The organism is Flavobacterium bizetiae, from assembly GCF_902804475.1.
Taxonomy (GTDB): domain Bacteria; phylum Bacteroidota; class Bacteroidia; order Flavobacteriales; family Flavobacteriaceae; genus Flavobacterium; species Flavobacterium bizetiae.
Window position 1 is genome coordinate 1 of the sequence record NZ_CADCSU010000197.1, and the last position, 6,866, is coordinate 6,866.

The window sequence follows — 6,866 nt, forward strand, 5'->3', positions numbered from 1 at the left end:
AATTAACCTATAACGGTTTCGTAAATGAGAATACAGCACATAAATTGGAAAATACAGTTGTGATAAAAAAGCAATCACCGGAGTAATTTAGCATCAGAAAATTAGAAGCAATAATTTAAACTTAAGAGATATGAAAAAGATTTTAAAATTAAGTATAGTATGTGCAGTACTTTTTACAGGAATGAGTACTTATGCAATTGATGGAAATGATAATGGTGCAGCTGATTTTAACCTTCACGTATTAAAGGCTAATGGAAAGCTAATCACCTTTGCTCTAAACCAGGTTAAAAAAGCAAACATTAGTATTTATGATAAAAGCAATACTTTAATATATACTGAAAGTGCTTTTGGTAAAGAAGGAATTTTAAGAACTTTTAGTTTAGAAGAACTTCCAACAGGAACTTACTTCTTAGAAGTTGAAGATAGCGTTAAAAAAGTAAGACACGAAATTACAATTACTGATGATACATCTGTATTGTCTTCAAAAGCAGTTTCGTCATCATATAAAGCAAATACAATTGCTCAAAATTCAAGCGTAGCAGTACGCTAAAAAAGTTTATACTTCTCATAAAGTATAAAAATGAGGTTAGATAGTTAGTAAAGTTAAAAACATGATTGTTTTGAAACAGCTCTTTGTGGTTATTGAGCTGTTTTTTTTGTGCCTTATTTTTTTAAGATTTGCCACAAAGACACAAAGTTTATTTTTACTAATTTAAAAAATACAAAGTTCGCAAAGCTGATTCAATACGAAGCTTTACGAACTTTGTGTTTTTTTGAAAAATTAAATCTTTGCGGTAAAATAATCTACTTCACAATGAGATTTAAACCGACACTAAGAGTTTTATCTGGAATTGCGCTCAAAAAAACAAAGTTCACAAGGATTTTTCTTTTTTTCTTTTTCTTGTTGTCAGGCTGAGCGGAGTCGAAGCCCCCCACGTTCTAATTGGCGCGCTTTCGACTCCGCTCAGGATGACAGTCGAGAGTTGAATACTCATAACTTTATTATGAAACCGAATGCCCTAGCCCCGATAGAAGTGGAAATCCTTTTGTGGCGGCGTTCGCCACAAAAGATTGGAACGGATAGCGGGATTAGCTCCTGAAAAAAATGAGTTCAAAAAATATCCGTTTTTATCTGTGTTTTCGCTTTACTGAATTAGTGTTATCCGTATACCATCTCAGCACTACTCCACAAAACTTTTGTAAGAAAGTTAGATTAACTAATATTATCTTATTTTAAATAAAACATTAAAAAATAGTAGACGAATTAACAAAAACGATTAAAATAATTCAAAAATTAACCTATAACGGTTTCGTAAATGAGAATACAGCATCGAAATTGGAAAATAGAGTTGTGAAAAAAAATAGATATCCGAACTAATTTAGCATCAGAGAATTAGAACTATTAATTTAAAAACAAATACCATGAAAAAGATTTTAAAATTAAGTTTAGTATGTGCGGTGCTTTTTACAGGAATGAGTACTTATGCAATTGACGGGAATGAAGATTTTAATCTTCACGTATTAAAAAATAATGGAAAACTAATTACGTTTGCTCTTAATCAGGTAAAAAAAGCTCATTTGTCAATCTATGATAATGAGGGTACTTTAATTTATTCTGAAAGTGCTTCAGGTAAAGATGGAATTTTGAGAACTTTTAGCTTAGAAGAATTTCCTGCCGGAACTTACTTCTTAGAAGTTGAAGATAATGTAAAAAAAGTGAGACATGAAATTACAATAACTGATGACACAACTGTATTATCAAAAAAAGCAATTTCATCAGTTTACAAAGCAGGTTCTTCTGCTAAAAATACAAGCGTAGCAATACGCTAAAAAAAGTTATACTTAAAAGTATAAAAGTGAGGTTAGATAGTTAGTAAAATTTAAAACGGTAACCGTTTTTAAAACAGCTCTTTGTGGTTATTGAGCTGTTTTTTTATGTCTAATTTTTACTTCGATTTTTTTGTGCCCTCATTTTTAGAAAACTATTCTTAATAAATATAAAGCTGTGATTTCTACACTATTAAAATATCTGAATTAAAAAACATCCAAGAGCCCAGTAATTACGTACATAGTTCAGTTAAAACACAGAAACATCTTTAATTCAGCAATTTACACATATAAAAAAGTGATTTTTTTGCATAAAATTAAATTTCAATTTGTAGTTTTGAGCGTTCCACAAACAGTAATTAACAATTTAAAAAAAACATGACAAATTTTACCAAAATGGGCTTAGTTGTTGCCGTATTTTTAACAACAATCTTTACTTACGCAATTGATGGAAAAGGGGATTATATTTTGAATATAAAAACCGGAAACGGAAAAGTAATTAGCTTTACTTTGAACAACGTTGAGAAATCAGTTTTTTCTATTTATGACGAAAACCATAATTTAGTGTACACAGGAGAATCTGCTACAAATAAATTAGAGATTTCGAAAACTTTAAGTTTAGAGGCATTTCCTGCCGGAACTTATATCTTAGAAGTAAACGAAAACGGTAAAGTTGCGAAACACGAAATTGCTGTTTCTGCTAAAAAATCAAAAACTATTAAGCTTGACGAATCAGTAAACGAAAGTCCTGGTTTCCGTCGTTAATTGTTTTTTACTTGAAAAACGAAAAGCATCGGCCGCGGCTGATGCTTTTTTTTGTTATCTTATTTTATAAAAAATAAATTGAATCAATTACAGATCTTTTATTTTACAATTACTGTATAATTAATATCTGATGTTTGACTTTTATAATACGAAACTGCAATATCTTTTATAGCGTTTACTCGTTGCTTTTCAAGACTTACTTCGTCGTTGTATTGTTTCATCTGAAAATCCCATTGCTTTTTCACTTCTGCATTTACTTTTGTTTCTACAGTTTTTGCAATAGTCTGCGATTCTTTAAAACAAGGCGAAGAAGGATCAATTTCAGATAAAATATTCAATGCTTCAACATAATCGTTTGTTGCAATTGTGGTTCTGGCCAATTGCATTTGTTTAGCACAATTTTTTTTCTGATATCCTTTGTAGGCTTCAATTGCTTTTACCTGAACCTGGCTATAGCAACTTACAGCATCAGGAATCGACATTAGCAAACCTAAGGCTTCTTCGTATTGCTGCATTTTTACATATCCGTCAGATTTCTTAATAAGATCTGCGCATTTTGTTTCATAATACTTAAAAATCTTCGCTTTACTTTCATCAATAAATTTTTTGTAGGCCGGATCGTTTGTTGCGATTTTGGTAATTGCATTTGTAATTGCCAATTCTTTACTGCTTCCGCTGCCTTTTATTGCTTTACTAATTGTCGAAAACAAAATATTACTGTCTACTTGTTTTACAAACAAGCTCAATTCGATATTAACAACTGTTATATTCTGCATTCCGCCTTCGACAACGCTGGTTTCATTGATCGCAAATTTTGGATAAATAACAAAATTATTGCTATAACCAGAATCTGATAAACCTGAAGCAGTAATGATCTGAGATATTTTTGTATCTAATTTAGAAAGCTGAGAGTCTGTTAGATCCTCCATGTATTCAGGAACAATTACAGATAGAGAAATTTTCCCGATATCTTTACTTGCCTGTGCTCTGGATAACAATGAAAAAAACGAGAGCATTAATAAAACTAAAATATTTTTCATCTCTATTTATTTGATTGTGATGTAAATAGTACTGCTTTTAATATCTTTTGCCGGTTGTAAACCTAATCCTTTAAAGAATTTAAAAAGTTCAAGAGCAAATTTATTTGGGTTATAATTATTACCCGTTGCCTGATCTTTTAATGGAATTTTGACATCATCAAGAATCATTTTTAAATCTGTAGTTCCCTGAATGTGGTAATTGTTTTTAAAAGCATTTTTTTCCATCCAGGCTTCGATCTGGTCTGATAATGGTAAACCATCTGAACCAATTTCTGAAGTCATATTATGCTGAGAACCTGCATCAAAACTAATATCAACAATTACAGATTTACCATTGTTTACGATATCTGTAAATTTTGCCTGCATTACATTTAAGAAATCCTGAATACAACTTTCAACAGCTTTCGAAGCTAATTTGTTGTAATCTTCAGTATAAAATCTTCCGCTTTCTCCCACTTTATTGGCTAATGAATTTCCGGTTGAAGCTTCGTAACCTGTCAAAATTAGTTTTACTGAATTTCCTGAACCCGACTGATCGATGATAACTTCTGCCTGCACATAAACATCAGCTCCGGACATTTGAACAATTTGAGCTTTTATATCAGTTTGATTATCCGAAGTAAAAACATGATTGTCTTTTGCTGCTTTTAATTTTGCGATAAAGTCTACAGTTGTAAAACCTCTGCTGTCAAAACCTTCTTTGATTTTGGTTATTGCAATTCTTTTATTTGGATCTTCTTCCAGAACAGTTCGCAAATCTTCTCCTTCTCTTGTGTAAGGAATTACCATTATCTTAGGCTGAACTGTCGCAACTTGTCCGCCGCTATTTGTTGCAGCGTTTTGACTAAATGCAAAATTTGTAACGCAGAACGTTACAAATAAAACAATGTAATGTATACATTTATATTTCATAAATTTTATTTTAAAATCCAAACTTGCGGATTATGTTGTTTTGTTCAAGATCTGTACGCAATGCAATCAGATTCACTTTAACATCTAAAGTCTGACTCTTTGCACCACCATTTTGTTTGGCAAAATCTCCCACAGGAATACTCGACATAATGAAAGTTTTATATCTTTTTTGAGCATAGAACTGATCAAAATATTCTTTGTGCTTTTCGATTTCCGCTGATTCATTACTTCCAATTAAAGCGCTTTTTTGCTCTGATTCAGGAAGACCTCTAAAAAGCAATACATTGATCGCATTTTTTTCGGCTTCGCTAATAGCATCCTGTTGCTTTTTGCCACTACCAATTGCTCGCATAGTAATGGTTCCTGCATTTCCTGAAACATAATTAACCTGGGGTGTTTGAAGCTTTTTTTGACCAAAGCTGTAATTTACCGAAAGTAAAACCAGAATAATTAAAGCACCTATTCTTTTTTGTAGCAACATATTGTGTTATTTTACGATTAGTTTACACGTTAGTTTTTCGGCAGCATTAAATCTTGCTAAAATTTCTTTTCCACCGTCAGAAACAGTGCATTCAGAGAAATCACTTCCGGCAATTTTCACCACTTTTAGTTCTCCAATTTGCGACGGATAAGGCTTACCGTCAATTAATTCGTTTTTTTCAACGATTAATTTATCACCTTCTTTAAATCCAAATTCTTTACCACCGCCAATTAAAACAGTAGCTGCTGATTCTTTTTTTGTAGTAAGGATTTTACTGATCTTAGTCGTTAATGGAAAGGTTTTAATGAAATACGCGCTCAATTTAGGCTCTATAGATTTTAAAGCTTCGTTTACAGCACTTTCAGGTGATAACATTAGCGGACTAACTTCGGTCTGAAAGCTTTCGGCTTCTGTTGTTCTTCCTGATTCTACTTCGTTTACTTTTAGAGTAAAAGCAACACTTGATTTATAACCATTTACGCTTCCGTCTGTATTTTTCATGGCGTAAACGCTCATCTTCAATATATTGCCTATAATCAAATTTTCGGCTGCTAATGTAGCGTCTTGCTTTACAGTATTTTTACTATCAAGAAAAGCTTCAGATTTTTGTAATTCCAATTCATCTTTCACTTTTGCATAACTTGTTCTGTCGACAACCGTAAAACGTCTTGAATTTGTAACGATCTGAACCACTTTTTCTGCAACTGCTCCTGAATATTTAGAATTAACTTCAGAAGTAAATTGGCTCACACCTATAACTGGTTTTTCTACCGCTTGTGAATAGCCTATAAGGCTATTCATAAACAGTAATAAAAGAAAATTAAAATTTCTCATATATTTAGTAGTTTCCTGATGATTTTAAAGTAGAAATAAGATTATTTACCACTTTTAAGTTTAAGTTTAATTCAGGTAAAACTAAAGCCAAAACATCTTTAGAATAGCTCAATGATTTTGCTCCTTTAGGCGCTTGCATCATTCCTGCACTTTTTAAGTCTGTTGAAGCAGTAGCAACAGTTGCTGATGCATCTGAAACTGTTTTTATTTGTTTTGATATATTTAATCCTAAAGCATTAAGTTCGTCTAAAGTTGGTTTTTTTACCGTTACGTCAGCAACGCCATCAACAGATTCTCCAACTGTTCTTTTGTACATTTCAGGAACTAATACGTTAATTTCTTTTGTTGAAGTTAGCATTTCAGTTGAGTTTGATGCAAGGCCATCAACACTTGAAATACCCGAAGTTTTAGGAGCACTTAATTTCTCTAGTTTAGCTTTACGCTCTTCAGCATCTTTAGATTTCATTTCTGATTTCAAAACTTCACGTTCTGCTTTTAATTCGTCTTTTGTTTTTGCCTGAGCTAAACAGTTTTGTTGCATTACTAAAATTAAACCAAGGCAAAGAGCCGTTTTGAAAAATAATTTTGTAAACATAATTGGTGGATTTTTTTGTTTTTGAATTCTTACTCTTTAGGATTTTCAGTAACTCCCCGTTTATTTAAGTGGTTTCTGAACTCCACCTTTCTTGCGCTAAAATAATTGTAATCTTTGGAAACATATTACGGGTTTCCACATTCAAACTATTTTAAATCATATTTCTTCTGATTCATTTTAATAAAACTTATCCTAAAGAAATTTTTTGTTAAATGAGACATATCATTAAGAGAGACAAATATTTAAACAACTACCTGATTACAAGCTTGTAAAAACTGAATAGACTGAAATTTAATACCACTTGATTTGTAATTTCAAAAGATATTCTGAGTATCAAGTTTTATAAAAAAAATAAAAAAAAGTCAATTTTATTTTTGAATGTATAAAAGCAAGAGAAAAAATGGTTCTATTT

At 31.4% G+C, this 6,866-nt stretch carries 8 protein-coding genes; 3 read left to right on the forward strand and 5 right to left on the reverse strand.

Features of this window, described 5'->3' with window-relative positions:
* Window positions 1-130 precede the first annotated feature (130 nt).
* From FLACOL7796_RS23505 to FLACOL7796_RS23515, 3 genes are all read left to right on the forward strand, one after another.
* Window positions 131-550, forward strand: a complete 420-nt coding sequence (locus FLACOL7796_RS23505) for a secretion protein (protein WP_173973203.1) — start codon at window positions 131-133, stop codon at window positions 548-550.
* 872 nt (window positions 551-1,422) lie between these two features.
* Window positions 1,423-1,830 (forward strand): T9SS type A sorting domain-containing protein, encoded by a 408-nt coding sequence (locus FLACOL7796_RS23510; RefSeq protein WP_173973204.1) that lies wholly within the window; start codon window positions 1,423-1,425, stop codon window positions 1,828-1,830.
* 375 nt (window positions 1,831-2,205) lie between these two features.
* Window positions 2,206-2,592 carry a secretion protein gene (locus tag FLACOL7796_RS23515; RefSeq protein WP_173973205.1) on the forward strand — a complete coding sequence of 129 codons (387 nt, stop codon included), beginning with the start codon at window positions 2,206-2,208 and terminating at the stop codon, window positions 2,590-2,592.
* Between the two features lie 98 nt (window positions 2,593-2,690).
* On the opposite strand, the gene FLACOL7796_RS23520 is transcribed toward FLACOL7796_RS23515, so the two are convergent.
* The 5 genes from FLACOL7796_RS23520 to FLACOL7796_RS23540 are packed head-to-tail and all read right to left on the reverse strand — an operon-like array spanning window position 2,691 to window position 6,454.
* Window positions 2,691-3,632, reverse strand: a complete 942-nt coding sequence (locus FLACOL7796_RS23520) for a hypothetical protein (protein ID WP_173973206.1) — start codon at window positions 3,630-3,632, stop codon at window positions 2,691-2,693.
* 6 nt (window positions 3,633-3,638) lie between these two features.
* Window positions 3,639-4,544: a DUF6175 family protein gene (locus FLACOL7796_RS23525; protein ID WP_232067440.1), complete on the reverse strand. Its 906-nt coding sequence runs from the start codon at window positions 4,542-4,544 to the stop codon at window positions 3,639-3,641.
* A gap of 10 nt (window positions 4,545-4,554) precedes the next feature.
* Window positions 4,555-5,025: a hypothetical protein gene (locus FLACOL7796_RS23530; protein ID WP_173973207.1), complete on the reverse strand. Its 471-nt coding sequence runs from the start codon at window positions 5,023-5,025 to the stop codon at window positions 4,555-4,557.
* A gap of 6 nt (window positions 5,026-5,031) precedes the next feature.
* Window positions 5,032-5,859: a penicillin-binding protein activator LpoB gene (locus FLACOL7796_RS23535; protein WP_173973208.1), complete on the reverse strand. Its 828-nt coding sequence runs from the start codon at window positions 5,857-5,859 to the stop codon at window positions 5,032-5,034.
* A gap of 4 nt (window positions 5,860-5,863) precedes the next feature.
* Window positions 5,864-6,454, reverse strand: coding sequence for a hypothetical protein (locus tag FLACOL7796_RS23540; RefSeq protein ID WP_173973209.1), 591 nt, complete (start codon window positions 6,452-6,454; stop codon window positions 5,864-5,866).
* Window positions 6,455-6,866: the final 412 nt, after the last annotated feature.